General features: G+C 71.7%; 25 protein-coding genes and 3 pseudogenes. 13 read left to right on the top strand and 15 right to left on the bottom strand.

Annotated features, from left to right (window positions below):
- Positions 1-5: 5 nt before the first annotated feature.
- The 4 genes from ACZ7OY_RS14200 to ACZ7OY_RS14185 all read right to left on the bottom strand — a co-directional run bounded on the left by ACZ7OY_RS14200 (position 6) and on the right by ACZ7OY_RS14185 (position 4963).
- A complete protein-coding gene (locus tag ACZ7OY_RS14200) occupies positions 6-224 on the bottom strand; it encodes an excisionase family DNA-binding protein (protein ID WP_471911628.1) in 219 nt (72 codons plus the stop codon).
- A 469-nt stretch (positions 225-693) separates the two neighbouring features.
- Positions 694-2169: an ATP-binding protein gene (locus ACZ7OY_RS14195; RefSeq protein ID WP_471911627.1), complete on the bottom strand. Its 1476-nt coding sequence runs from the start codon at positions 2167-2169 to the stop codon at positions 694-696.
- Between the two features lie 3 nt (positions 2170-2172).
- Positions 2173-3027, bottom strand: coding sequence for a bifunctional DNA primase/polymerase (locus ACZ7OY_RS14190; protein WP_471911626.1), 855 nt, complete (start codon positions 3025-3027; stop codon positions 2173-2175).
- A 94-nt stretch (positions 3028-3121) separates the two neighbouring features.
- Positions 3122-4963, bottom strand: a complete 1842-nt coding sequence (locus ACZ7OY_RS14185; protein ID WP_471911625.1) for an ATP-binding protein — start codon at positions 4961-4963, stop codon at positions 3122-3124.
- Between the two features lie 457 nt (positions 4964-5420).
- On the opposite strand from ACZ7OY_RS14185, the gene ACZ7OY_RS14180 reads away from it, so the two are divergent.
- The gene (locus ACZ7OY_RS14180; RefSeq protein WP_471911624.1) at positions 5421-5603 is read left to right on the top strand and encodes a hypothetical protein; all 183 of its coding nucleotides are present in this window, start codon (positions 5421-5423) and stop codon (positions 5601-5603) included.
- 11 nt (positions 5604-5614) lie between these two features.
- Here ACZ7OY_RS14180 and ACZ7OY_RS14175 read toward each other — a convergent pair whose 3' ends face one another.
- The 6 genes and pseudogenes from ACZ7OY_RS14175 to ACZ7OY_RS14150 all read right to left on the bottom strand — a co-directional run bounded on the left by ACZ7OY_RS14175 (position 5615) and on the right by ACZ7OY_RS14150 (position 8599).
- Positions 5615-5983 (bottom strand): DUF6251 family protein, encoded by a 369-nt coding sequence (locus ACZ7OY_RS14175; RefSeq protein ID WP_471911623.1) that lies wholly within the window; start codon positions 5981-5983, stop codon positions 5615-5617.
- A complete protein-coding gene (locus ACZ7OY_RS14170) occupies positions 5953-6327 on the bottom strand; it encodes an RRQRL motif-containing zinc-binding protein (protein WP_471911622.1) in 375 nt (124 codons plus the stop codon). Before ACZ7OY_RS14170 ends, ACZ7OY_RS14175 begins: the two co-directional genes overlap by 31 nt.
- A pseudogene (locus tag ACZ7OY_RS14165) lies at positions 6324-6934 on the bottom strand (GGDEF domain-containing protein). The gene ACZ7OY_RS14170 and the pseudogene ACZ7OY_RS14165 overlap by 4 nt, the downstream one beginning before the upstream one ends.
- Positions 6931-8064 carry a conjugal transfer protein gene (locus ACZ7OY_RS14160; RefSeq protein ID WP_471911621.1) on the bottom strand — a complete coding sequence of 378 codons (1134 nt, stop codon included), beginning with the start codon at positions 8062-8064 and terminating at the stop codon, positions 6931-6933. The pseudogene ACZ7OY_RS14165 and the gene ACZ7OY_RS14160 overlap by 4 nt, the downstream one beginning before the upstream one ends.
- Positions 8061-8323: pseudogene (locus ACZ7OY_RS14155) on the bottom strand (DUF6284 family protein). The gene ACZ7OY_RS14160 and the pseudogene ACZ7OY_RS14155 overlap by 4 nt, the downstream one beginning before the upstream one ends.
- Positions 8324-8413: 90 nt before the next feature.
- Entirely contained in the window at positions 8414-8599 is a 186-nt protein-coding gene (locus ACZ7OY_RS14150) for a hypothetical protein (RefSeq protein ID WP_471911620.1), read from the bottom strand.
- A 393-nt stretch (positions 8600-8992) separates the two neighbouring features.
- Between ACZ7OY_RS14150 and ACZ7OY_RS14145 the strand changes: the two genes are divergently transcribed.
- The 4 genes from ACZ7OY_RS14145 (at position 8993) to ACZ7OY_RS14130 (ending at position 11614) form a co-directional block, all read left to right on the top strand.
- Positions 8993-9796 carry a GntR family transcriptional regulator gene (locus ACZ7OY_RS14145; RefSeq protein ID WP_471911619.1) on the top strand — a complete coding sequence of 268 codons (804 nt, stop codon included), beginning with the start codon at positions 8993-8995 and terminating at the stop codon, positions 9794-9796.
- On the top strand, positions 9793-10458 hold the full coding sequence (locus ACZ7OY_RS14140) for a YdcF family protein (RefSeq protein ID WP_471911618.1): 666 nt from the start codon (positions 9793-9795) through the stop codon (positions 10456-10458). The genes ACZ7OY_RS14145 and ACZ7OY_RS14140 overlap by 4 nt, the downstream gene beginning before the upstream one ends.
- A gap of 150 nt (positions 10459-10608) precedes the next feature.
- Positions 10609-10818 carry a DUF1918 domain-containing protein gene (locus ACZ7OY_RS14135; RefSeq protein WP_471911617.1) on the top strand — a complete coding sequence of 70 codons (210 nt, stop codon included), beginning with the start codon at positions 10609-10611 and terminating at the stop codon, positions 10816-10818.
- A 370-nt stretch (positions 10819-11188) separates the two neighbouring features.
- On the top strand, positions 11189-11614 hold the full coding sequence (locus tag ACZ7OY_RS14130) for a hypothetical protein (protein ID WP_471911616.1): 426 nt from the start codon (positions 11189-11191) through the stop codon (positions 11612-11614).
- A gap of 635 nt (positions 11615-12249) precedes the next feature.
- Here the strand turns inward: ACZ7OY_RS14130 and ACZ7OY_RS14125 are convergent.
- From ACZ7OY_RS14125 to ACZ7OY_RS14110, 4 genes and pseudogenes are all read right to left on the bottom strand, one after another.
- Positions 12250-12801, bottom strand: a pseudogene (locus ACZ7OY_RS14125) (lamin tail domain-containing protein); the annotation flags it as partial.
- A 361-nt stretch (positions 12802-13162) separates the two neighbouring features.
- The gene (locus ACZ7OY_RS14120; protein ID WP_471911689.1) at positions 13163-14995 is read right to left on the bottom strand and encodes a copper resistance CopC/CopD family protein; all 1833 of its coding nucleotides are present in this window, start codon (positions 14993-14995) and stop codon (positions 13163-13165) included.
- Positions 14996-15353: 358 nt separating this feature from the next.
- Entirely contained in the window at positions 15354-15968 is a 615-nt protein-coding gene (locus ACZ7OY_RS14115; RefSeq protein ID WP_471911615.1) for a GNAT family N-acetyltransferase, read from the bottom strand.
- Complete coding sequence (locus tag ACZ7OY_RS14110; protein ID WP_471911614.1) at positions 15961-18078, bottom strand: penicillin acylase family protein; 2118 nt, start codon at positions 18076-18078, stop codon at positions 15961-15963. Before ACZ7OY_RS14110 ends, ACZ7OY_RS14115 begins: the two co-directional genes overlap by 8 nt.
- Before the next feature lie 84 nt (positions 18079-18162).
- Between ACZ7OY_RS14110 and ACZ7OY_RS14105 the strand changes: the two genes are divergently transcribed.
- From ACZ7OY_RS14105 to ACZ7OY_RS14075, 7 genes are all read left to right on the top strand, one after another.
- On the top strand, positions 18163-18885 hold the full coding sequence (locus ACZ7OY_RS14105; RefSeq protein WP_471911613.1) for a siderophore-interacting protein: 723 nt from the start codon (positions 18163-18165) through the stop codon (positions 18883-18885).
- Positions 18886-18909: 24 nt separating this feature from the next.
- Positions 18910-19503, top strand: a complete 594-nt coding sequence (locus ACZ7OY_RS14100; RefSeq protein ID WP_471911612.1) for an HhH-GPD-type base excision DNA repair protein — start codon at positions 18910-18912, stop codon at positions 19501-19503.
- A gap of 61 nt (positions 19504-19564) precedes the next feature.
- Positions 19565-20236, top strand: coding sequence for an HdeD family acid-resistance protein (locus ACZ7OY_RS14095; protein ID WP_471911611.1), 672 nt, complete (start codon positions 19565-19567; stop codon positions 20234-20236).
- Between the two features lie 92 nt (positions 20237-20328).
- A complete protein-coding gene (locus ACZ7OY_RS14090) occupies positions 20329-20670 on the top strand; it encodes a hypothetical protein (RefSeq protein WP_471911610.1) in 342 nt (113 codons plus the stop codon).
- Between the two features lie 59 nt (positions 20671-20729).
- Entirely contained in the window at positions 20730-20885 is a 156-nt protein-coding gene (locus ACZ7OY_RS14085; RefSeq protein WP_471911609.1) for a hypothetical protein, read from the top strand.
- Positions 20886-21325: 440 nt separating this feature from the next.
- On the top strand, positions 21326-21622 hold the full coding sequence (locus ACZ7OY_RS14080; RefSeq protein WP_004943146.1) for a type II toxin-antitoxin system VapB family antitoxin: 297 nt from the start codon (positions 21326-21328) through the stop codon (positions 21620-21622).
- Between the two features lie 98 nt (positions 21623-21720).
- A complete protein-coding gene (locus ACZ7OY_RS14075) occupies positions 21721-22365 on the top strand; it encodes a LytR C-terminal domain-containing protein (RefSeq protein ID WP_471911608.1) in 645 nt (214 codons plus the stop codon).
- 348 nt (positions 22366-22713) lie between these two features.
- Here ACZ7OY_RS14075 and upp read toward each other — a convergent pair whose 3' ends face one another.
- Entirely contained in the window at positions 22714-23349 is a 636-nt protein-coding gene (gene upp / locus ACZ7OY_RS14070) for a uracil phosphoribosyltransferase (RefSeq protein WP_152893632.1), read from the bottom strand.
- Positions 23350-23487: 138 nt separating this feature from the next.
- On the opposite strand from upp, the gene ACZ7OY_RS14065 reads away from it, so the two are divergent.
- Positions 23488-23682, top strand: a complete 195-nt coding sequence (locus tag ACZ7OY_RS14065) for a hypothetical protein (RefSeq protein ID WP_471911607.1) — start codon at positions 23488-23490, stop codon at positions 23680-23682.
- Positions 23683-23813: the final 131 nt, after the last annotated feature.

The following is a 23813-nucleotide window of genomic DNA, read 5'->3' as shown; positions in this document are numbered from 1 at the left end:
AGTCGTCAAGCGGCGCGTTTGGCCGCGCGCCGACGGGCGAGGTATGCGGCCGGGGCGTCGGCAGGGACGCGGCGGAGACGGCCGATGTCGATGGACTCCAATTCGCCGGTGCGGATGAGCGCGAAGCACGTGGTCCGGCCGATGCGAAGGCGACGTGCGGCCTCTTCGACGGTCAACAACACCAACGTGGGGTCATCGACCTCACGAAGCTGAGGCGTGTCCATGGGTGGGGGCACTCCTTGTGTGACTTCGAGGTGAGCTGCGGGCGGGGTGGTCTGTGCTGTCCGAAGCTGGGATTTCTGCGTCATCGCGTCACCTGCGTCAATCAGGCTTCTGACCTGCGGGTTCCGGTGACGCAGCGGGGCGGGCCCTGCGTCACCGATGACACGGGCGTTCGTCACGGGGTGACGCTGATGACGCGGAATGACGCAGGATTCGCCGTCTGCGTCACCGCTGTCGCCGCAGGTCAGCGGCCGTCCGTCGGGCCCGGGGTGACGCAGTGACGCAGATCTTCCCTACTTAGGAAAAAAGTGGTGGTGTCTGTAGGTCTTTACGCCCGCTCAGGGCTTGAAGAACGGGCCGCTTCGCGGCGCGACCTGTGCAGGGCGGCTGTCGCCGCCGAACGGCAAGAGGAGCACCCCCCCCCCCCGGGCGGGCGTGCTCCTCTTGCTTGTCCGTCTGTCCGGGCGGCGGTCAGAACGTGGTCTGCTGTTCGGGCGGCGGGGGCGGGGCCTGGCGGCTGAGTTCGATGTAGCGGGCGGCGCTGGTGCGGCCCCAGTCGACCAGGACGCCCCGCGCGGCCAGGGTGGGCTGGATGCGCCGCAGCCGGTCGGACAGCACCTTGCCGGTGGTGGGCCAGCCCTTGGGCAGGGGGCGGCATTCCTCGCCGCTGTAGAGGGCGGTCAGGGCGTGCAGCCACTCCGCCGACGTCATCCGTTCTTCCGTGCCCGGGGTGAGTTCGGCGGCGTGCTTGAGGACCGTCTGCGCCAGGAGATCCCCCTCGATGACGTCGTCGTTGAGGTCGTCCAGGCTGGCCCGGTAAGCGGCCAGCGTCCCGAAGCCGGTGGCGGTGTCGAGCTGGGCGCACAGGTGGGCGAAGTCGGCCATGCGCAGATCGGTCGGGGTCTCGGCCTGTACGGCGCGGACCTTGACGGTCAGGTCGAGCAGGGAGCCGAGGACGACGGGCAGGATCTCGGCGTACTCCGCCCACAGCTCCGCTTCGGTGCGCCGTACCCGGGGGCGTTCCAGGCGCAGGGTGAGGAGTCGTTCGGCGAGGTCGGGGCGGATGACGCCGACGTCGATGCCGGTCAGCAGCATCGGGCGGCGGTAGCGGGAGCGGACGACGTCGCCGTCGGTGAACAGCGCGCGCTTGATGCTCTCGGCCCCGGTGATGATGCAGCACATGAGGTCGGACAGGTCCGGGGGCAGGTGGGAGAGGTTGTCCAGGGCGGTGATCCATCCGGCCGCAACCGCCGTGATCATGTTCTCCTCGTCCTTGGGCGCCCGCCGCAGGTCGCCGGTCATACCCTCGATGATCCGCACGAGCATCCGCCCGCCGGTCGACTTGCCGGCGCCCTGCGGGCCGGTGAGGAACGGCGCGGGGACGGGTACGGACGGCCCGAGGCAGCCGATGAGCCACGCGATGGCCAGGGCCTCGGTCTTGGCGTCGGCGAAGTTGCACAGCCGCATCAGCAGGTCGATGCCCTTGCCGTTGGTGTCCGTGGCGGGCAGGGGGAGTTCCCCGGTGAGCTGGGTGCGCCGCCAGCACACCTCTTCGGGATCGGGGACGCGGAGGTCCCAGCCGGTGGGGTGGATGCGCACGGACCGGCCGTCGTCGCGGCCGAGGTCGAGCCAGGTGGCGCCGTCGAATCCAGGGGCCACGCGGATGTGGGTGGGCTGTACCCGCTCGGTGAGCGCGAGTGCCTCGATCAAGTCCAACGCCTCCTTGAAGGCCGTTCCGTTGAAGACGCCGACCCCGTCGCGGAAGAGGCCGACCATGAGTTCCTGGCGGTGGCTCCCGGTCGTGCCCTGGGAGCGGATCGGGCGGGCCACGGGGTGCCCGGTGCGCTGCGCGTACACGGTCCCGTCCACGGTGCGGAAGTACCGGAAGTGGGACTGCGCGTAGTCCGTGATGACCTGCCGGGCGGGGTTCTTCTCGTCGTCGGACACGGGTCACAGTCCCAACGTGGTCAGGGCGTTGGTCCACGCGTCCGTGCAGTGCCGGGGAGCCTCGCCCATGGCCTGCGCGGCGGTGAACAGTCGCGAGACATGGGCGTCTGTGAGGCAGCCGCACCGGCCGTGTGTCGACAGCACCGCGAGGAACGTGCGGTATACGGTGGCGTGCACCGCGCCGCGGGCCTCAGTGATCCCTTGCACAGCCATGGCGATGCCACGGTCCAAATAGGTGGGCGTGCGGTGCGGGCACTCGCCCCCACGGCCCCTCAGGGGCACCGTGACGGCCCCCGGTCGGGCCGGGGCCGGCTCCTTCACGATCAGGGTGCGCACGACGTCCGGCAGGGCCGTCATGGTGCCGGTACCGGGCCCGAGCCACCGGGCGTAGGCCATGACGGATTTGATGTCTACGCCGGGCCGTACGCCGTTGGCGCCCTGCATGGCGCCCCGGTAGAGCCAGTGTTCGCCCCGGGTCGTCGGCACGGTGCGCGTGGCGGGCAGGTTCGCACGGGCCCACGCGATGGCCGCTGGGTTGTCGAGGTCCACGACGGTGAGACCAGCGCCCCCGGGGTGGTAGGCCACGCCCGCCGCTTCCCGCCACGCCCGCCGCCACTTGAGCGAGTCGAGGACGTTCGGGTCGGTGGTGGCGGCGGCCCAGCCGTGGCAGGGCGCCGGGCAGGCGCAGGGGCCCGGGGTCTTCATGTTCGGTCGCCCCCCGCAGGCGTTCTTGGCGCAGGTCGGGCAGTTCCCGAACGGCAGCTTCCCTGCTCGTAACGGCAGTACGGGCACGCCGGAGGATGCCAGGGAGAGAGCGGCAGGCAGGTGCTCTCGCCGGATGCTGGTCGGTTGGGTCATGCTGGAGGTCTCCAGTTCGCTATGGACGTGCTGGATTGGCGGCGGCCCCGGTTCTTGGTGGGATGGGGGCCGCCGTTGTCGTGCGCGGGAGTGGTCAAGCCGCTTGCTGGCCGGGCAGGAGTCGGCCGTCCGCGGTCCTGTGCAGGGCTCCGCTCGCAGTGAGGGCCCTGATCTCGCGGGAGACGGTGCCCTTGTTGAGGCCGGTCGCGTCGGCCGCGTCCTTGGCCGTCCGCGCCCCGGCCTGCACCGCGGCGAGCACCTTGTCCCGGTTACTCAGCGCACCGGACGGTGCGGCGGTCTCCTTGACCAGGTGCAGGGGGCGCGGCGACGGGCCGCCGGTCGATTGGTCCGGGGTCCAGATCGACTTGGGCAGGGCGCGGACGCCCGTGTCGTCCAGGGTCCAGGTGCGGAGCATGCGCGGGCCGTAGCCCTTGAGGTAGCCGTGGCCTCGGTACTCGCGGCCGTCGGGGATCTGGTGGGGGGCGTAGTGCGCGCAGTCGTCCAGCGCGACCTGTGCCTGCGTTGTGCTGGCCACCCGCAGCGAGAACCGGGTGAGCAGGTTCGGTGCGATCAGCTTGTGCACGCCCGGCGCGCCGCCGTCGGTGAGCGGGTACTGGGTCGCCCACCACAGGACGACACCGCGCGAGCGACCGAGCGAGGACAGCTCGATCAGCCGTTGCAGCCGGTCCTTGTCCTTGCTGATCAGAGCCAGAATCACCTGTCCCTCGTCCACGACGACGGTGAGCTGACGGCCGTCCCACACGCTGATCCCGCGCTGCTTCATGTCGACCTTGCGGCGGGTCATCTCCGCGTGCGCGTCGTCCACGGCGTCGGTGATGTCGTCGCGTTCCACGGCGACGCGGCACGAGTGCTCCCAGATGTTGGCCTCTTCGCCCTTGCCGTCGATCAGTAGCAGGTCGCCGCGCAGGTGGGCGGTGGCCATGAGTGGGCGGAACGACCAGGACTTTCCGGTGCCGGACGCGCCGGACACCAACAGCCGCTCGTCGAACGGGATCAGGACCTCGTCGCCGGTCTCGGTGTCCAACCCGAGGCTCATGGCCATCGGGTCGGACGGGATGCGGTCCGGGGTCCACAGCGAGGAGACGCCCGCGGCTGCCGACCGGGTGGCCAGCGTGAGGACGGCCCATCCGCCGCGCGAGGCGGACGTGATCCGTATGCGCAGCGCGGTGCGGGCCCCGAGCAGCGCACGGACCGAGTCGAGCTTGTCCGTGAGCGTCTTGACCGTCCACGTCCCGTCGAGGCGGATCTCGCACCGGATACCGCCCGGCTCCATGGCCGGAGGCGTGGTGACCGTGCCCGACAGGCCACGGTCCGGGGCGTGCTCGACCCAGTACGACGGGTCGAGACGCTCCATGAGCTGACGCTCCTCCAGCGACACCGACTCATCCACCGGCACCCGCAGCTTGCGCCGCCCGAGCGCGAGACCGGCCACGTTCGCGCCGATCAGCACGGCCGAGGTGGCGGCCGGCCACAGCGTCAGGTTCGAGGCGGACATGACCACGGACGCGACGACCGTGGGCACGGCGTGCAGCGAGTGCACCTGAATCGCCCGAGCCTTGAGCGTGCTCGGGTAGTTCACCCGCGCGGCCTTGAGCTTGGCGCGGGTGTCCCGCTCGTGCCGCGCGGCTGCCTTGCTCGCCACCCGAGCCGCCCGGCGGCCCGCCGCGAACGGATTGTTCGACGCGGCCCGCGCGCTGAGTTGCTGCGACTTGGCGGTGGCGTGCGTGGAGCGCGCGGCGTTGTGCTCCTTCTGCGCGGCCATGAGCGCCTTGAGGTGTTCCGGGGTGCGCAGCTTGTCCCGCCGGTCCGCCTCAAGATCCCAACGGGCGGCGAACGGAACGCACACCGGAGCGAGCGAATCCAACGCGCTGTTGGTGGTGTTGGCAGTGGTCGACCATGCTTGCTTCCAGTCCACGAAAGGGTCCTCCAAGACCGTGGATGAGGGCCGGTGCGCCGTTGCGTGGCGTCACCGGCCCGCTCGGGTTGCAGGGGGCGGTGCTGTCGGTTGCGTCGACAGCACCGGTTGAACCCCCGCAACCACCTGTGACCTGCGAAGTTGCAGAGTTGAGCGGCGGGGAGGGGTGGGGCCCTACGCGCACGCGCGCGTAGAGCGGCGGAAAAACCGGCCGTGCAACCCCCTCACGGGGCCCGGCGCGGCTGTTCACGGCCCCGGGGGTCTCGACCCACACGCAAGGGGGGTCGGGGGCCCTGCGGGCCGCGTACGGGTTTCGGATCAACGGCCCTTGCGGCCGGGCCTCTTGGCGGCCGTCTTGCCGTCGCTGGGGTGATCGGCGTACTGGCTTGACCGGGGTGTTGGGGACGGCGATCCTGTGCTGGCTGCGGGCAGCGGGCTCGATTCGCAGGGGGGTTACATGGCTCAGCGACGTGTGAGCGTGTCCGGCTGCTGGGTGCCCATCGCGTTTCTGGTGGGGTTCGCTGTTCTCCTCGTGGGCGACTTCACCGGACGGTCGCCCTGGTTGGCGCTCGTGGCGTTGGTCTTCCTGCTGCCGAGTTGTGTCGCGCTGTGGATCGAGCAGCGGAAGCGACGGCCCTGAGCCGCGGTCCGTCAACGCCCGCGACGTAGGCGTTTGGCGGCGGCCTTGCCGTCGCTGCCGCCAACCGAACGGACGACTGTGACCACGCCCCAGGCCATGACGGCGGCGAGCAGCGCGAGGATCGCGAGGTTGGCCGCGATGGCGGTGAGGACACCGACCAGGAGCGGGCCGAAGTAGACGCCGGCCGCGACCGCCCCGGCGCCGACCCCGGAGCCGAGCGCCACGCGCTGGACGGTGCGGTCCGGGGGCGCCTGGTGGATGTGGACGACCTGCGGGCCGGTGGGCTGCTGGATCGGCAGAGCGGCGGGGTCGGCGTAGACGTGCTGGCCGTCGGGGAGCTGGACGACCGTCAACGGGCGGTGTGCGGGGAGCTGTTCCATGACGCACCCTCCGGGGCGTTGTCGGGGAAAGCGCAGGGCGAGCACATGCCGAGCATGGGCGGGATGACGTATCCCGCGTCCCGGCGGCACTCGGGGCAGATCCGCCGGGCCCGGTTGGCCCGGGCGAGCGCGGCCCACCGACCTGGCGTCATTGGCCGCACCGGCAGGGCGAGGTCCAGGCGGTAGAGGTGGGCGACCAGCGGCGGACGCCCCCGTCGCCGGGGGCGTTCGAGCGTCGCGGCGACGTCCTGCCCGCCCGGCCGTAGTCCGCGGGCGCGGAGTTGGCGGCGGGTGGCGTAGCCGTCGGGGGCGAGGTGCCACCGGTAGACGGGCAGGGTGCTCATGCCGCCCCGCGCCGTCCGGGCCGGCGCCCGGCGACCGAGCCGAGCAGCCGCCCGAGCCGCACCGCCCGGAGCGGCCCGGACCGGCCCGAGCGCTTCGCCGCGTACATCGCTTCGTCCGCGCGGCGCAGCAGGGCGGACAGGTCGTCGCCGGGGTGGTCGGCGGCCCGCACCCAACCCAACGACACGGTGGTGTGGACGTCGGGGGCGGTGCCGGCGGGCCGGGCCAGGACGCGGGCGAGGGTGCGCAGCCGGTCGGCGGCCGTGCTGTCGCGGTCGATGAACACGGCGGCGAACTCGTCGCCGCCGAGCCGCCCGGCGACCCCGCCCGGGGTAGTGCCGTGGGCGAGGCGAGCAGCTATCGAGGCGAGCAGGGCGTCACCGGCCGCGTGACCGTGCACGTCGTTGACCTGTTTGAAGCGGTCGACGTCCGCCAGCACCACGACCGCGTGCGGGTCCCGCAGCAGACGGCGGGCCCGGCGGGTGAACGCATCCCGCGTCCACAGCCCGGTGAGCGGGTCACGGCGAGCCGGCCGTGCAGCCACCGGGCGTGTGCCGCCCATCCGAGGACGGGCGGCGTGGCCGTTAAGAGCGTGGCGAGGGCGTTCACGGTGTCTCCGCCCCGGCGGCGCGTTCGGCGAGCAGGGCGTCGCGCAGCTTGCGCGCGTTCGCGGGCGAGGTGTGCAGGGTCCGGCGGATGCCCTCCCCGGTCACCTCGTGATCGGGCAGACCGGCCGTGGCCTTGCGCGCCTCGGCCATCAGTTCCTCGAAGGTGCGCCGGGTGCGGGGCGACTTTGCAACGTCCGGTACCCGCCCGGTCGCCCGATGCGGTCGGGTCCTCTCCGCCGGGACCGGTCGCACGGGTGCGGCCTCGATCGGAACCGGCTGGACGGCAAAGAGATCGAGGGGAGCCGTCGGGACTGGCTTCGTGCCGGTGCTCGACTTGCCCAGGTCGACCGGTGCCGGATCGGGCACCACGAGCCGTGTCAGCACGACCGTGGGCCCGCTCGATACAGGCAGGCCAGAGATAGACCGTTCTCGACTATTTTCGACTGATTCCTTCGTGTTCTCGATCGGGTTGGGATCGAGGGCGGCGGGGGTGAACATCGCGGCGAGCGCGGCGTCGGCGCCGGTCGTGACGCGCTCGCGCTGGACGTCCAGCAGCCTCGATCCGAGCGACGCGTCGCCGGTCCCGACCCGTCGGGCCAGACGCCACGACACCCGATCCGACCGCTTGCGCGCCCTTTCACTGGGGTGGTTGGCGGCGCGGGCCCGGTGGTAGGCGAGCGACTGCACCACGCCCGCCGACCGGCGCTCCGCCTCGGCATCGTGTCCGCTGGTGTGGACGACGATCCGCCGGGCAAGGAACGCGGCCCCCTCGGCCGAGACGCACATGCCCATCGGGGTCACGGCGTAGATGACGGTGTGTCCGGCATCTGTGCCCGCGGTCGCGGCCATCACCGACGCAGCGGCCGGCAGGGCCCACAGCCCGAGTCGGACCGTGTGGGGCGAGGACTGGCCCAGCATGGTCAGACCGAGCAGGACCAGCGCGAGCACGGCCGTGGCACCCTCACCGGCCGCGACCGCACCGAGCGCGGTCCCACGCCCATAGGCGGCACTGATGTTGCTGAACGTCCCCGCGCCACCGGCAACACCGGTGGCGACCATCGGAACGAACGCGGCCGTGAGCACGATCTTCTGCGCGCGACTTAATGGCCGGCGGGAGATGGAGGCACTCATGCCGCATCGCCCACCGCGTCGGTGGTGCGGTTGGCAAGGACGCGGTACTCGGTGAGGACCCGGGCGAGGGCGCGGCGGACGCGGCGGGTGTCGACCTCGTTCGGGGCGTGGTCCATGGCGATGATCTGTGCGTCGATCAGGTCGACGTCCGCCAGGATCAGCGGCATCTCTCGCTCGATGGCGTCCAGCTCCGCGTCCGTCGGCTCCATCCAGGGCTCGAACGCGGTAACAGCTTCTGAACAGTGACGATGTGTTCCATTGGGTCGTGTTCTCCCTGGTCGGTGGTACGGCCCAAAGCGGTCCCCGGGTTGCCTCCCGGGGACCGCGCGCCGTTGGGGAAGTGGGTGGGTCAGCCGCGCTTGGTGGGGTCGTTGACGTCGCGGATCCTGACGTTCTGGGCGTAGCCGTCACGCAGTCGCACGAGCGTGAACTGACCACCGCCGACATCCGTGATCCGGTGCGTCTCGCCCTGGTGCTGGACGTCCGTGCCGACTTGGTCAGCGTTCGGGTGCTTGGGGTTGGTGATCCTTCGCAAGGCCTGCTCCTCTCGTCTCGGCTCCCCGCACTCCCGCCCGTACGGCTACCGCAGAGTTAGTGCGGGCCGGACAGGCGGGAGAGGCAACCGGCCGCAGCTCACGTCAAACGCGCGCTGCGGATGAGTTGGAGTTGCGCGGGTCGTTCACCGCGCGGGCCGCCTTCTTGTCCTGAGGACAGGCGGTAGATCCTCGGTCCACTGTTGAGTTGTCAAAGAACGACCAGCTCAGGGCCCCAACTGCACGAGCTATCCCGAACCGACACGGCCAGGAAAGAAGCTCAAAGAAGAGCCCCCACTCCTTCGCTGCCCTAGGACTGCGAGCGGCCCGAGAAGAGAATGCATCGCTGTCCTAGGACTGTGTGCTTCACTTAGACCTGTCGAGAGGAGTTCGGCGTGGCAGCGAAAGCGCCAAAGTGGCGGGATCTTGCGGACCGGTTTGCCGAACAGATCAGGAGCGGCGACTACAGCCCTGGCCAGCAACTTCCACAGATCCGAGACCTTGTGGAGGCAGGCGAGGGCTCAAAGGAGACCGTCCACCGCGCGTACAAGGCCTTGGAAGCGGAAGGCCTGGTCACAATGACTCGGGGGCATGGCACCCTCGTTCGACCCAAAGCACCGCTCAAGCGACTCGGTATCTCGCGCTACGACAAAGCCAAGTGGCGTGACGGCGACGAAGTCGCGTTCATCGCGGACCGCGTCGCGTCAGGCCGCTCGTACCGCAGGAACGAGCAGACCCAGACGGTCAGCCGAGTGAAGGCGCCGGCTGTCGTCGCTGCCGCACACGGCCTGCCCGAAGGGGCAGAGGTATACGCCAGGGCTCGGGTCGTCAAGGAAGGCACACAGCCGACCCACACACTGACCAGCTACTACCGCCCCGAACACGTCGAAGGAACCCGCATCGTGGACCCCACCCCGGGCCCCGCCGGGCGGGGTGGCGGCTTCCGCGTCCTGTATGACGCCGGTTACGAGATCGACCACATGACCGAGGAACTGTTCGCGCGCGTTCCCACGGCAGAGGAAGCCCAGACGCTCCAGCTCTCACCGGGCGAGTGGGTCGTAGAGCTTCACCGCACCACGCGCACGGCCGACGGAACCGTGGTTGAGTTCGCTATCGGCGTGCACGCGGGAACGCGGTTCGCCTGGTCATACGACTTCAAGGTGCCCGACTCGGCAACGGCGGAGGACGAGGACAAGTGATCTCGGCGCAGGCATGGGCGGACGCGGGACTCCTCTGGGACTTCCAGCAGATGGGCCATGAACCCCGCCCATGCTCTGTGGCCATCGGCCTGGGCAGTCACGACCTCGGAGTGGCCGACACGACGGCCGATCTCTACCACCGGGGCATGGCCCCGCTCATCGTCTTCACCGGAGCGACCAGCCGGACGACGAAGGAGCGGATGCCGCGCGGCGAAGCCGAGCACTACCGCGAGCGGGCCATGGAGCTTGGGGTACCCGAGCAGGCCATCTTGGTGGAACCGAACGCTCGAAACACGGGCGAGAACATCCGCCTCTCACGCTCGGTGCTCGAAGATCACGGCGTACCGGTCACCTCGGCTCTCCTGATCAGCAAGCCATACGAGGAACGGCGTGCGTATGCCACGGCTTGCAAGCTGTGGCCCGACGTCGAGTGGGTGAGCGCATCGACCCCGATGACGCTGGCCAACTACATCGACTCGATCGGGGACGCGCACCTGGTCGTCGACATGCTGGTCGGTGCGCAACAACGGCTGATGATCTACCCCCGACAAGGTTTCATGATCGAGCAAGAGATCCCCGGGGACATCAGGGACGCATACGAGCGTCTGCGCGATCACGGTTTCACGAGTCGGCTCGCGCCTGAAGCAGCAGGTCAGGCCTGACCCCGCGGACGACCCTCCGCCTCAGTTTCCCGTTCGCGCGAGCGAAGCCGATCGGGCACAAGTTGTAATCAGTCGTAAACTGAAAGCAACGAAAGTGGGGCCAGCCGCGCCGCTCCTGGCCGGAGGCTGCCTGAAGAGGAAGGGGTCCACATGCGCGCGAGTAAGGGCGACCGGCTGCTGGTGCACGGCAGGACCGTCGGGCATGGCGACCACATGGTCGAGATCGTGGAAGTGCTGGGAACCAACGGTGAACCGCCCTACCGCATCCGTGCTGAGGACGGCCACGAGACGATCATGTGGCCCGGACCGGACTGCGTCGTCCAGCACCCCCAGGCCAAAGAACCGCACACCATCCGCTAGCGGCCGACGCGTTCCCCGCGTCTGCCGTTCGGCCTCATTGTCCTGATCGTTGCCCAGTTCACCGACGGACGTGGCCGTTCATCGTCGTCCATACACCTCGCTAGACCTGCCGTTTGAACCAGCGCGGACGCCCGCGCACAGCCGTACGCACAGTTGGGAAACGGGCGCGGCCTCAGCGCGAGGCCGGCCAACGCATCCGCTGGGGCATTCCCTTCGGATCAACTGGCTGGTCAGCGGATTGCCACGCCATTCGGCCCGTTTCCTACCCATTCGCGTCTGCTGCGCGGCGGGTCGCTGAGTCGGTTGGAGTTTGTTCTGGTTCGCTCACCAATCGTGCCGTCTGGCACAACGTCGATGATGCGGAGCAGACATGGCAAAACTGGCCGACGGCCGCTACCAAATCGCTTTCACCTATGAGCAGGTTCTCACCGGGGTCGATCGCGGGCCGGGATCGCCGCTGATGCTCCTTCCGCCGGACAGTCAAGGCCATCAAGCCTGGGAGATCCGCAGCACCGGCAACGGCAACGGCACCTACACCATCAGCACCGACAGAGACTTGTTCGTGAGCTTCGACGGTGATCCGGACATGCACGAGCTGGCGCTGATGCTCCCGGATTCCCGCGAGTGGACGCTCATCCCGGGCGAGGAGCCCGAAACGTACGCCATCGGTGTCGTCGACGCCCCCGCCCCCATGCGGCTTGGACTGAGCCTGCTGCGAATCTTCCCGCCCCGCATCGCTCTCGCACCTGACTTCGGCGACCCATACCAGGCTTGGCGCTTCCAGCGCATCGAATAGCCGCGCCGCGTTTCCTGCGTCTGACAGTCGGCCGCGTTGTCCTGATCGTTGTCCAGTTCGCCGACGGACGTGGTCGTTCACCGTCGTCCGTGCACCTCACCGGACCTGCCGTTTGAACCCTCACGGACGCCCGCGCACGGCCACACGCACAGTTGGAAAGCGTGTTGGGGGCAACCCCTCACGAGTTCGAATCTCGTATCCTCCGCCAGTGCCTCACCGGGCACGATGTAGAAGGGCCCCACCGCTTGCGGTGGGGCCCTTCTACGTTGACCAAGGATCGCGTCTAACTGCCGGCGGACCGTTCAGAGGTCACGTCCGGCGGCGGCCGGTCAGCCGTGGTTGCCGCGGTTCCCGTGGTTGCCCTGGTTCCCCTGGTTACCTTGGTTCCCCTGGTTGCCCTGGTTGCCCTGGTTGCCCTGGTTGCCCTGGTTGCCCTGGTTGCCCTGGTTGCCCTGGTTGCCCTGGCCCGGAAGGTGACCGGGGAGCTGGCCGGGCAGCTGGCCCGGGAGGTGGCCGGGGAACTGACCCGGCCGGTTGTTGCGGTCGCCACGGTCGTGCGTGTTGCGGTCGTGGCGGTTGTCCCGGCCGTTCCAGTTCCGGTCGTGGCGGTCGTCACGGCCGTTCCAGTTCCGGTCGTGACGGTTGTCCCGGCCGTTCCAGTTCCGGTCGTGACGGTCGTCCCGGCCGTTCCAGTCCCGGTAGTCGCGGTCGCGCCACGAGTAGGAGTCGACGAACCGGTTGCGGTCGTTGCGCAGGGTGATCGTGTCGGACCGGTCGTCCAGCACGTAGCCGCGGCGGTCCTGGTAGAGGTCGGTGCGCGTGTCACGGCCGATGCCCGTGTGGACACGGACCGTGGACCGGCCGTCCAGACGGACATGCCGGAAGGTGTACCTGTGGCCGTCCTCGTCCCGCAGGGTCCAGCCGTCGAGGTTGACGCTGCGACCGCTGTAGTTGCTGAGCTGCACCCACTCCCTGTTGAGCGAGAAGTTCGAGCCGTAGAAGCGGTCGTGGCGGTTCAGGGCGTCGCGGTGCACGTCGCTGATCTCGACCCGCGACCGGTCCGCGCGGACGACGTGGTCGGCGGCGGACGCCGGCAGGGCCACCGCTCCGACGAGGGCACCAGCCGCGAGCGTCGCGGCGGCCAGACGGCGAGGGCTAACGAAAACGGACACGGAGTCCCCTTGCATGGTGCAGGCACCTTCCCGGCCGTGACGACGTGCCTGGTCGGGGGTGGTGCGGTGTGCTTGCGACGACCGGCTGGCCGCGCATTCACACTCTGGCCGCCGGGCGGCGACGTGAACGCGATACGCGCACTGTGTGACCAAGTGATCACACTTCCGTTACCCTCGGATGCAATGTCCATCTATGTGCGATATGCACGATGTTGACGCCCCGCCATTTCGTCACCCCTTGCGGCGACTGGGCTGCGCCCTCCCGCCACCCCAGGGCGTCAATACGGTGAAACCACCCCATAGTCCGAAAGTGGGTAACAATTTCTGATGGATCGGGTCACCCCGCGCGAACAGGGATTCCCGGGATCTGCCGGGCCTAGCGCTCGATCCGTACCTGCCGAGTCTCGCTCACCTGGTCCACGTCCGAGACCCTGACCGTCGCCTTCATCGTCCACGTTCCGGGCAGCGGCAGGTTGAAGGCGTCGGCCGCCCAATAGCCGCCCCTGTCGGTCACCTTGGTGTCGAGCGGGCCGATCTTCTGACCGGCGAGGGTGAAGGTCAGGCGCAGTTCGGGCACCGAGGACAGGCCGCCGTCGGGGCCGAAGACCACGGCCTCGACCGAGTTGTCGCCCACCCGGCCGGGGTCGAGCGTGACCTGCACCGTGCCGTGGACCGCGGGGGTGCCGACGTTGAACGGGACCAGGGTGACGGACGCGGTGGCGATACCGGTGGCGGGCGCGGACGCCCGCGCGTCGGCCGCCTCGGTCTCGGCCCGGCCGGGGGTGGTGCCCGTCAGGGCCGTCGTGACCATCAGCACCACCGCCGCGACGGCGACCTCGGCCAGGACGGAACGGCGCAGGCCGCGCACGGTGTCGACGTCGGCCGCCGCTCCCGATGCCGTCTCGGCCTCCGCCTCCGTCTCCGATTCCGGGACGGTCACCGCCTCCGCCCCCGCGGCGGTCTCCGGCTCCGGCTCCCGCTCCGGGAGCGGTGGTCCGCCCGCCGTCACCGGCACCCGTTCCCCGGTGGCCGCCCTGGCCGCCGCGGGCCGGGCCGTCCAGTTCCGGGAGAAGGACGCCGCCGTCAGCAGCAGCGTCACCCCGGCCAGTTTGGCGAGCAGGAGGCGGCCGTAGTCCGTCCCGGTGAGCGCGGACCAGGAACCGAGACCGCGCCAGGACTGGTAGAAGCCGGTCACCACCAGCACGGTGACGGCGGTGAACGCGACCCGGGAGAAGCGGGCGACCGCACCGGCCGGGAGCGTGGTGCGGTGGAGCAGGATCAGCAGTGCCGTCAGACCGCCCAGCCAGACCGCCATCGCCAGCAGGTGCAGGACCGAGGACGTGATCGCCAGCGGGACCTGGAGGCCGGCCGAGGCGTGCTCGGCGGCCGCCCAGGTCAGGGCCAGTCCGACGGCGACCACGACGGCCGGTCCGGTCGTCGTCAGGGCCGGTCCGGTCGGCGCGGAGGCCGGAGGGCGCCTGCGGGCGCGTATCAGGAGCACGGCCGCCGGGCCCAGCAGGGCGAGGCGGGCCGTCAGCGTCAGGCCCGGACGGGTGCTCAGGGTGTGGGCCAGGGCGGACGGGTCGAGGGCCCCGGCCGGGCCCGTGCCCGCCTCGTACGGAGCACGCAGCACCAACAGCACGACGGTGGACGCCAGCAGGGTCCACCAGCCCGCCCTGAGCGGTGTGCGCAGCGGGGCGGTGTCGGCCGGGCGGCACAGCAGGACGAACGCGGCCGTGCCGATGAGCAGGGCCGCGGCGAGATAGGCGGCGTAGCGGGCCGTGTCGTAGAGGTTGCCGGTGACCGGGTCCTCGGTGGGGCCGGCGTTCACCGCGGCGGTGGTCGGGGTGGGTTCGCCCACCGAGAAGGTGAAGGCGCCGGAGACCGGGTGGCTGTCCGCCGAGACCACCCGCCAGGCCACGGTGAAGGTGCCCCGGCCCAGTTTCGCGGGCAGGGTGACCCGGGCCGTGTCCGAGCGGTCCGCCGCGTGCTGCGGCTCGCCCGTGCGCACCCGGCGGTTGTCGGGGTCGAAGACACGGAAGGAGTCGGCGAGCAGACCGACGGACTCCGTGAAGGTCAGGGTGAGGGCGCGGGGGGCGGACTTGAGGACGGCCCCGTCGGCGGGGTCGGTGCTGCGGAGGGCGGCGTGGGCCGATGCCGGCCCCGCGCCGCCGAAGAGGAGCAGGACCAGCACGGTGCCCAGCAGCACCAGCCCTTGAAGCCGCCGGTTTCCGTGCCGTGCACCGTAGTGCCGTGCACCGTAGTGCCGTGCGCCGTAGTGCCGTGCGCCGTACCGTCGTCCGCCATCGGGCCCTTCACTCACGTCACCGCTCCGCCTTCGCACTCGTGTGCTCCTGGATAGGTACGGACGGGAGCAGCGCCGTGCTCACCACCGGCCGACGGGCGGGCACGGGCACCATCGTGCACACCGGCCGTGAACGGGCGGGCACGACCCCCCTCACGGCCGCCGCGCGCCCCCTCACGGCCACCTCACGGCCTGCACACGCCCCCACGGCCACCGCGGGCTCCGTCGTTGCCCGCCGCGCCGGCCGTCGGGCCCCTCGGGGTCACCCGGGAAAGGCCACCTCCCGGCGCAGAAAGGCCAGTTGGGCGTGTTTCTCGGGCAGATACACGTCCGGGAGGTCGATCTCCGGCAGGACGACGACCGGGCCCGCCTCGAAGCCCTGGCGCAGGAAACGGCTGATCGCCCGCGCGTTGCGCACGTCGGGGTCGACCACGACCCGGCGCCGGTCCAGGACCAGCAGGACGTACGCGGCGAAGGCGCCCATCAGGGCCGACGACCAGCCGGGGCGCGCTCCGCCGTCCCCGGCGGGCGCGAGCAGCACGTGTACGCCGATGTCGCCGGGCCGGACCTCGTAGCACTCGGAGACCCGGTCGGCCTCGGGTTCGTAGGTCTGGAGCAGGCCTACCGGTTCGCCGTCCCGGACGGCGAGGAAGGCGTGATGGGTGTCGAGGGTGTCCAGATGGGCGTAGATCTCCGCCACCTGGTCCCGGGTGAGGCCGTTCATGCCCCAGAAGACGGCCCGCTCCTGGCTCGCCCAGCGATGGACGACCTCGGCGTCGGCGGCCGCGTCCAGCGGGAGGATGCGGACGGTGCCGAAGCCGTCGGTCACCTCCTCGTGGACGGCCTCGCGGGCGGGGGCGGCGTACGGATCAGACATCGGTCTCCTTCTCCAGCCGGTCCCAGTCGGTGACGACCGGGACGAGGTCTCCCGCGAGCCACAGCGGGAGCTGGTCACGGTGGTGCGGGCGGCCGGGGACGCCGTCGGCGCCGAACGGCACCACCCAGCGGCTGTCCTCGCGGCCGGCCAGGTCCCACACATAGCGGGCGGCCGGACCGCGCGCGGCGAGGTCGGTGAGGCCGGGCACGCTGGAGGTGCACAGCACACAGTCGTGGTCGCCGGAGAGCGCGGGCCCGGTGTACGACGGGTCGGGCAGCGCCTGCCAGGGGGCGAGGCGGTGGCTGTCGCCCCAGACGGAGTCGGCCGGGGCGCAGGCCACCTGCGCGGCAGGGGCCGCCTGTCCGGTAACGGCAGCCTGTTCGGCGGCCGTCTCCTCCAGGGCGGCGCGCACGACGGCCGGGCGGTCGATGCCGTACAGCTCCTCGGCCCGCAGCAGGTGCTCCAGGGCGAAGCCGACGCGTGGGGCGAGGGCGAGCCAGGGGAGCAGCACCTCGGGGTAGGCGGGCGGTTCGGTCAGGGCCGCGAGCGCGGGGTGGGCGGCGATCCGGCGGACGACCGCGCCGCGCAGGGCCGCGTACCGGGCCGCGTCCGTGCTGTCGGCGTCCATCCGGCGGTTCCAGCCCAGGAGGCGGTCGCGCAGGGCGGCGGCCCGCGGGGTGAGACCGTCGAGGGCCGCCACCGCCTCCAGCAGGGGCCCGGCGGAGGCGAGATGGGTGTCGGTGTGGACGGCGGGCATGTCGGCCGCGGACAGGGTGCGGTGTCCGTCGAGCAGGGCGCGGATGCGGTCGGCCCGGTGCGGGGGCGCGAACTCGACGCCGAGGGGGGCCGCGAGACCGCGCTGGTTGGCCATCACCGCGATGCCGTCGGTCAGGCCGGCCCGGGGCGGCTCGTGCCAGCCGGTCCACTCGTGGCCGGGCTCCCAGGCGGGGACCAGCCGCACCCGGTTGGCCTCGGCGCGCACCGGCACCCGGCCCGCGACCCGGTGCAGCACCGCGCCCTCGGTGTCGGCGGCCTGGACGACGTTGACGGGTTCGGCCCAGGCGTCGAGGGCGCGGTCGACGTCGGCGACCCGGCGGGCGCGCAGCAGCGGCAGGAGCGTGCCGAAGCCGAGGTCGGCGGTGACGCGGGGCGGGTAGCGCAGGCTGAGGGCGAGCGGGGTGCCGTCGTCGAGCCCCTCCGGACCGCCGGCGACGACCGGGCCGCGGTCGGTCTCGATCACCTCGACCTCGACCGGCTCCGCGCCGGCCACGCGGATCAGTTCGGTGTGGCGGGTGGCGCGGTGCCAGTGGCCGTCCGGGCCGAGTGCCTCGACGCCGGCGCCGGTGCGGCGCAGCCGCTCGCGGTAGAGGTCCTGGTAGTCGGCCATGGCGTTGGTGATGGCCCAGGCGACCGTGCCGGTGTGGCCGAAGTGGGCGATGCCGGGGACGCCGGGGACGGCGAGGCCGACCACGTCGAACTCGGGGCAGGCGAGGCGGATCTGCTGGTAGACGCCGGGGTTCTCGATGAAGCGGTGCGGGTCCCCGGCGATGACGGCCTGTCCGGTGGTGGTGCGCGCGCCGCCGACCAGCCAGCCGTTGCTGCCGGAGGTGCCGGGCCCGTCGGTGGCGAACAGTCCGACCGCGTCCGGGCCGAGGTGGCGTACGGCCTCCTCCCGCCACAGCTTGGCGGGGAAGCCGGCGAACAGGATGTGGGTGGAGAGCCAGACGGCGAGCGGGGTCCAGGGTTCCCAGCGGCCGGGGGCGAGGTCCACCCGGGCGAACTCCGGGGCGTCGGCCGCCGCCAGACCCTCGGTGACGCCGTCGGCGTAGGCCCGTACCCACTCGGCGGTCTCGGGGTCTGTGTCCTCGAGCAGGGCGTAGCAGCGCTGGGCGGTGTCCTCCAGGCGGACGCGGCGCGCGAAGCGGTCCCAGGACAGGGCCTCGGGGCCGAGGAAGGACGCGGAGGTGCCCTGGGCGCGGTGCCGCTCGACCTCCAGCTGCCAGGCCCGGTCGCGGGCGGTGACCCGGCCCTGGGCGCGGGCCAGTTCACGGGCGTCGTCGGCGCGCAGATGCGGGATTCCCCACGTGTCCCGGTAGATCTCGGTGGTCACCCCTGGCCCCTTTGCGTTTTAGGTTAGCCTTGCCTAACTATTTGGTCAGGCGGGGGAATCGTACGCGAGACGCGAAGGAGTGCCATGGGGCAGGGGCGGGGCTGGGAGGGCGCGGTCCTCAGACTGATGCGCGCCAAGGACTTCACCTGCACGGTGACGCACGCCGAGGACGTCACCGCGCACTACCGGCGGCTGCGCCTGTCCGACGGCGGTCTGCTCGCGGCGACCGGCGTCCACCCGACGATGTGGGTGCGGCTGTGGTTCGACGACGCGGGCCGGCCGCACCAGCGGGCGTACACGCTGGTCGACCCGGATCCGGCGGCCGGCACCTTCGGGCTGGAGTTCGCGCTGCACCAGGGGTGCGCGAGCGACTGGGCGCGGGCGGCGAAGCCCGGGGACACCGTGGCGGTCACCGTCCAGGGCACCGGCTTCCGGCAGCCCGACCCCGCGCCCTCGCACCTCGTCGCGATCGGCGACCCCGCCTCGCTGCCCGCGGTCAACTCCCTGCTGGGGGCGCTCGGTACGGCACCGGCCACCGTCTTCTTCGAGGGCACCGCCGACGGTCTCCCGCTGCGTGCCGACCCGGCCCGCCACGAGGTACGCCAGGTGCCCCGGCAGGACTCCGGCGCCCGGCTGGTGGAGCGGGTGAAGGCGGACCTGCCGGAACTCCTCGCGGCCACCCCTGACCCGTACGTGTGGATCGCCTGCGACACGGTTACGACCCGGGCGCTGTCGTCGTACGTGCGCAAGGACCTGGGCGTCGCCCGGCACCGGGTGCACGCGCTGGGGTACTGGCGCGCGACCTGACCGGGTACGGGCGATCATCGACCCATGGACGTCACCCTGCACCTCGCCCAGGACCCCGAGGCCGACGAGCTCCTCGGCCGCTCCCCGCTCGCCGCGCTGGTCGGGATGCTGCTGGACCAGCAGGTCCCGATGGAGTGGGCGTTCAAGGGGCCCTCGACGATCGCGCGGCGGATGGGCTCCGACGACCTGGACGCCGCCGCGATCGCCGTCATGGACCCGGAGGCGTTCGCCGCGCTGCTGTCCGAGAAGCCCGCCGTCCACCGCTACCCGGGGTCCATGGCCAAGCGGATCCAGCAGCTGTGCCAGTACCTCGTCGAGCACTACGACGGTGACGCCGAAGCCGTCTGGCGGGACGTCGGCAGCGGCCGCGAACTGCTCACGGCGCTCCAGGAACTGCCCGGGTTCGGCAAGCAGAAGGCGCAGATCTTCCTGGCGCTGCTCGGCAAGCAGCTCGGGGTGCGGCCCACCGGGTGGCGGGAGGCGGCCGGGTCCTACGGCGAGGCGAAGTCGTACCGCTCCGTCGCCGACATCACCGGGCCCGAGTCCCTGGCGAAGGTGCGGGCGCACAAGCAGGAGATGAAGGCCGCGGCGAAGGCCGCGAAGACGCCCGGCCGGTGACCGTCAGCCACCCGGACCGTCCCGGGTGGCGGTACGCCGGAGCCCGGTCCAAGCATGGATCATGACCGAGCCACCGACCGGCCCCTCCAGGGGACCTGAGTTCGACGACCGCAGGGTGCACGCCGAGCGCATGTCCGACCCGCGTGACGGCCACGAGCCGGAGCCCCCCTTCGACGGATTTCTGCGCACCCTCTCCGAGGCCGCCTGGCAGGTCGTCCTGCTCACCGGCGTCGCCTCCCTCGTCCTGGGCGTCCTGGTCCTGGTCTGGCCGCACGCCTCGGTGCGCATCGCCGGCTTCCTCTTCGGCATCTACCTGCTGATCAGCGGTGTGCTCCAGCTGATCTCCGCGTTCGGCACCCACCGCAGGACCTCGCTGCGGGTGCTGGCCTTCATCAGCGGCGCCCTGTCGATCGTGCTGGGCCTGTTCTGCTTCCGCGGCATCATGCAGTCGACCCTGCTGCTCGCCCTGTGGATCGGCATCGGCTGGCTGATCCGCGGCATCACCCAGACGCTGGCCGCCGTACAGGACTCCGCCATGCCCGCACGCGGCTGGCAGATCTTCCTCGGGGTCGTCACCTTCGTCGCCGGGATCGTCCTGATCGACTCGCCGCTGGAGTCCGTCGCCATCCTCACGCTGCTGGGCGGGATCTGGCTGATCGTGGTCGGCGTCGTCGAGATCGTCACCTCGGTCCGGATGCGCGGCCTGACCCACCGGACCCCACGCACGATCTGACCCGTGCCCCCGCCGCACGGCACTGGGCCGAGCGGGCGGATCTCGCGTCCGGCGCGATGGACGCCGTATGTCACCCGGGGAGATGAACCTTCGTGAGCAGCGGCGCACCCCACCTTCCCCCGTCCGGCCGGGTCCGGCCGCGGGTGCTCGTCCTGCTGCTCTTCCTGCTGCTGGCCCTGCCCGTGCCGGGCGCCCACGCGACGCTCCACACGGCACCGGCCGCCGCCGCCTGCGGGTCCGGCGAGACGGTCGAGTACGACGTCCTCGACACCGCGCTGCGACCGCCCGGCCGTACCGCCGTGCGCCCCGCCGAGGCCCTGCGTCCCGCACCTGTGCCGGACCCGGCGGCCGGTGCGGGCCGCGGCCCTCTCCCGGCCCCGTACCGCGCGTACGCCCCGCACGCCGCCGCCCGCTCGGTGGTTCTGCGCTGCTGACGAGCACCGGTCTCTCCCGGTCCGCTCCGTCCCGTACGACGCAAGGAACACGAACAGCCATGCCCACTGACCCGTACGCGGTCCTGCGCGCGCTGCTGCGCGCCGAGGCCGTCCGCAACACGCCGAAACCGGAAGCCGAGAAGGCGAGCGAGGCACGAAGGAGGAGCAAGGCGCGAAGGGTGAGCGAAGGGGAGCCCTCGCAGCCGTGCCCGTGAGGAGAGCGGTGACGCGGCCGGTCCGGGGACCGGCCCCGGGGTCCGGTCCGGCCGTCTGATCCGGCCGTCTGATCCGGAGCCGGACCGGGCGCTGCGGGCGTCCGGTCCGGCTCCGGCCGGCCCGCGGTCCACAGCCTGTGCACAACGCCCGGAGAGGACGGCGACTCCTTTCGGGCGAATGGGGCGGACGGGCCGCGTGCGGACGACCCCGGCCGTGGCCGCGGACAGGCCGCCCGCTCCGCCGAGTTCGCTCTTTCCCCAGCCGGGGGCGAGGAAGGCGACGACCGCCCGGTGGTCCGGGGACGACGGCCCGCGGCACCGTCCGGGTGTCGTTCGTCTCCGACCCCGTTCCCGAACGCCCCGCTTTGAACCGTCTTTTCCGGCGTCGCACTCCGTCGCCATGGCTGCGCCCGGAACGTCTGGGCCGGTAGGCTTTCCGTGTGATCTTCAAGCGCATCGGAAACGGCCGGCCGTACCCCGACCACGGCCGGGAAAGCACCCGGCAGTGGGCGGACGTCGCGCCGCGCCCGGTCCGCCTCGATCAGTTGGTGACCACCAAGCAGCAACTCGACCTGGAGACCCTCCTCGCGGAGGACTCGACCTTCTACGGCGACCTCTTCGCGCACGTCGTGAAGTGGCAGGGCGACCTGTACCTGGAGGACGGACTGCACCGAGCGGTACGGGCGGCCCTCCAGCAGCGTCAGGTGCTGCACGCGCGCGTCCTCGAACTGGACTGACCCCCGCTCAGGTCCCGGTTGCCCCTTTCGGGTACTCCTCGACCAAGTCGGATGATCATCTATTAGGCAGGGCCGCCCTCGAGCACTACGCTGCGCCCATGAGCATGCTGACTCCCCCCGGGATGGGCGGACAGTACCGGATCACGGGGGACAAATACCCGCGTATGCGCCCTCCCCGGCGGCGCGGCAGGCTCGTCGTCGTGAGCATCGTCTCCGTCGCCGTGCTGGGTGTGGTGGGCTGGGGAACACTCCAGCTCGTCGACGTCTTCACCGGCAACGGCGACAAGGCCGCCGCCAACACCAAGGCGGCCTGCGCGCAAGGGATCAAGGTGAAGCCCTCGGCGGCCGCCGCGGTGGTGCTGCCCAAGCCCGCCCAGATCACCGTCAACGTCTTCAACGCCACGCCCCGCAGCGGGCTCGCCAAGCAGACCGCGGACGAGCTCGCCAAACGCGGCTTCCACATCGGGGAAGTGGGCAACGCGTCCAAGGAGTTCGACAAGAAGGTCGCCGGCACCGGGATGCTGCTCGGCCCCGCGTCCTCGCTGAAGACCTCGCTGCCGGTGCTCGGCACCCAACTGGCCGCCGCCGAGCTCCGCACCGACGCCGCCCGCAAGGGCACCGCCGTCGACCTCGTCATCGGCACCGCCTTCAAGCAGCTGACCGCGAAGCCGGACGCCGACAAGGCACTGGCCGCGCTGAACGCGCCCGAGCCGGCCGCCGCCACGAAGAAGAACGGCTGCTGAAGGCCGTACGGCCGGTCCGGACACGACCCCGCGGACACCCGCGGGGCCTCCGGCGACCCCGGAGAACACCGTCCGCGCGGGCCCGTCGGAGGACACCCTCCCCGGACCGCCGGGGAACGCCGCCCTCCCGGGACCGCCGGGAAATCCCCGCGCGGGGCATCGGCACGCCCGCGCGCCGGGCCCCGGGGAAGGACGGCACAGGGCCCCTGCGGGCGGGGTCGTACGGGGGGTCAGGGCCCCACGAAACCGGCCAGGGGACCCACGGGACCGGCCAGGGGACCCACGGGCCGCGTACGGCCGCCAGGGCCCTGCCGGCTGCTCACGGCCGCGTACGGCCGGGTCGTACGCCTACTCCGCGGCGCCGTAGAGCCGGTCGCCCGCGTCGCCCAGGCCCGGCACGATGTAGCCGTGCTCGTTGAGGTGGTCGTCGACGGCCGCCGTGACCACCGTGACCGGGGTGCCGGCCAGCTCGCGCTCCACGATCTCCACGCCCTCGGGGGCGGCGAGCAGCACCACGGCGGTGACGTCGTCGGCGCCGCGGGCGATCAGCTCCTGGATCGCCGCGACCAGCGTGCCGCCGGTGGCGAGCATCGGGTCCAGGACGTACACCTGACGGCCGGAGAGGTCCTCCGGCATGCGCGAGGCGTACGTGGAGGCCTTCAGGGTCTCCTCGTCGCGCACCATGCCCAGGAAGCCCACCTCGGCGGTCGGCAGCAGCCGCACCATGCCGTCCAGCATGCCCAGGCCCGCCCGCAGGATCGGCACGACCAGCGGGCGCGGGTAGGACAGCTTCACCCCGGTGGTCTCGGCGACCGGCGTGACGATGTCGACCTGTTCGGTGCGCACGTCACGCGTGGCCTCGTACGCGAGCAGGGTGACCAGCTCGTCGGCGAGACGGCGGAAGGTCGCGGAGTCGGTGCGGCGGTCGCGCAGCGTGGTGAGCTTGTGGGCGACCAGGGGGTGGTCGACGACGTGGAGACGCATGTCCACAACAGTAGCCGGGCCGAACCCGCCCGGCGCTCCCGCACTCGGCGGGTGCCCGGCGCGGACTCGCGACGACCCCTGGCGTCGAACCGCCCGTCGGAGGGAAGGTGGTGATGACGACCGGGATGGGGTGGTGCTGTGCCTGAGTCTCCGGATCGGTCCGACCCGCCCGACCGCGACGCGCCGGAGACGGCCGCCGAGCGGCGTCGGCGACGCGCCCAGTTCCTGCGCGACCTCGCAGAGGCCCGGGAGCTGCGCGACCGCGTCCAGCCCCGGCGCGCCAGGACCGCCAGGCTGCGGCACGCCATGCGTATGCGGACCTTCCGCTGGTAGCCCGCGGCACGCCGTGGGCACGGCCGGGTGGCGGCGATCATGAGGGTGGTCGTGCGTGGGCGAGGTGGAAAGCCGCGTACGATCCGCAGGTGGCAGCAACGAGTGTGCTGGTGAGTCCTGTTCGGACGTAC

This window comes from Streptomyces sp. NPDC107559 (genome assembly GCF_055657365.1).
This window is presented reverse-complemented; position numbering and strand designations above follow the sequence as displayed.